The 1371-nt window shown below is 64.4% G+C and carries 1 protein-coding gene; it reads right to left on the bottom strand.

Annotation, left to right across the window (positions count from 1 at the left end):
- Position 1: 1 nt before the first annotated feature.
- Positions 2-1243: an arginine deiminase gene (gene arcA, locus DXC18_RS10300; protein ID WP_117584235.1), complete on the bottom strand. Its 1242-nt coding sequence runs from the start codon at positions 1241-1243 to the stop codon at positions 2-4.
- Positions 1244-1371 lie beyond the last annotated feature (128 nt).

Raw genomic sequence — 1371 nt, 5'->3', positions numbered from 1 at the left:
CTTAGAGGTCCTCGCGCCAGAAGGGCATGCTCATGCAGCGCGGGCCGCCGCGGCCGCGGGAGAGCTCGGCGGAGGGCACGACGAGAAGGTCCAGGCCCTCCTTGTACAGCACGTCGTTGGTGACGGTGTTGCGCGCGTAGACGCAGATCTTGCCGGGCTCGACGCACAGGGTGTTGGAGCCGTCGTTCCACTGCTCGCGGGAGGCCGCGATCGGGTCGCCGCCGCCGCAGGGGATCAGCTTGACCTGGTCGACGCCGGTGGCGTCCTCCAGGACGTGCTCGAGGGTGTCCTCGATCAGGCGGATGTTCACGTCGCCCGGGTTCTTGCCGGCGGTCAGCTCGTAGACGCGCAGGGTGCCCATGATGGCGGGGTGGATCGTGAACTTATCGACGTCGATCTGGGTGAAGACCGTGTCGAGGTGCATGAAGGCGCGGGAGACCGGGATGTCGAAGGCCAGGATGCGCTCGACCTTGGAGTCGGAGTTCCAGAAGATGTTCTGGGCCATGACGTCGATGGCGGCCGCCTGGGTGCGCTGGGAGATGCCGACGGCGAGGGTCTTCTCGTTGATGTTCAGCACGTCGCCGCCCTCGGTGTGGAACTGGCAGTCGCGGCGGAAGTACAGGGAGACGTCCTTGTAGTCGGGGTGGTACTTGAAGACGTACTTGCCGTACAGGGTCTCGCGGTTGCGGGTGACCGAGTACATGCGGTTGAGGTTGACGCCCTCGCCGACGACCGCGAACGGGTCGCGGGTGAAGTAGAGGTTGGGCATCGGGTCGATGATCAGGTCGGACTCGGACTCGGAGTTGACCAGGGAGTCGAGGGTCGTGGACGCCGTGAGGGGCATGTCGATCTCGGCCTTGGTCATGCCGGCCATGGTCTTCTTGACGAACTCGAGGTTGTCCTCGATGGAGTCCAGCTTCTCGCGGACGATCTGCGGCATCTGCTGGCCGCGGATGCCTGCCTCGGCGATGTACTGGTCGGTGAACTCGGCGCGGGCGCCGGGGACCTGGTCGAACACCTCTGCGACGAGGTTCTCGAGGTAGAGCACCTCCACGCCCTGGTCCTTAAGGATCTGGGCGAAGGTGTCGTGCTCCTGCTGCGCGACCTCCAGGAACGGGACGTCGTCGAACAGGAGTCGCTCGAGCTCGTCGGGCGGCAGGTTGAGGAGCTCGTCGCCGGGACGGTGCAGGCAGACCTTCCTGAGCTTGCCGATCTCGGAAGGCACGTGCAGACCTTTCGTCATGGCCTCCTACCTTTCTTTCGGGCCCCTGTCAGGGCCGATTCGTTAGCGCCCCTCCGTGTGAGGCGTTATTGCTGACGACATATTTATATCCAAAATCAGTCCATACTTCCACCTCGCCCCCGAACGGT

The sequence above is a fragment of the Collinsella sp. OM08-14AT genome, from assembly GCF_003438115.1.
In the GTDB taxonomy this organism is placed as follows: domain Bacteria; phylum Actinomycetota; class Coriobacteriia; order Coriobacteriales; family Coriobacteriaceae; genus Collinsella.
The sequence above is the reverse complement of the archived record's forward strand: the minus strand, read 5'-3'. Positions and strand labels throughout refer to the sequence as shown.